General features: G+C 63.8%; 1 protein-coding gene. It reads right to left on the minus strand.

The genetic code is table 11. The annotated features are described in order from the left end of the window. Positions 1–290, minus strand: a 290-nt coding sequence (locus CWO89_RS45430; protein ID WP_130584498.1) for a transposase, incomplete at both ends; no start/stop codon positions are given.

Below are 290 nucleotides of genomic sequence, written 5' to 3' on the forward strand. Positions count from 1 at the left end.
CGTCCGCAAGTGATCCCAATGCTCGGCAGGAAAGTCGTAGAAGGCCAGCAGGGCGTCGCGATCCTTGACCAGACATTCGACCGCCCGGCCGTATTTGGCGCGGTATTTCTCGGCGAAAACGTCGATCGCCGCTTCGGCGGACGCCCGGTTCGGCGCCCAGTAGACCTCGCGCAGATCCTTCTTCATGGTGGCCTGCACCGAGAGCGGGACCTTGTCCAGGACGTTCACGGTCTTGTGCACCCAGCATCGCTGGTGCCGTGTGCCGGGACAGACCTCGTCGAGCGCCTTTC

It is taken from the genome of Bradyrhizobium sp. Leo170 (assembly GCF_004296405.1).
In the GTDB taxonomy this organism is placed as follows: domain Bacteria; phylum Pseudomonadota; class Alphaproteobacteria; order Rhizobiales; family Xanthobacteraceae; genus Bradyrhizobium.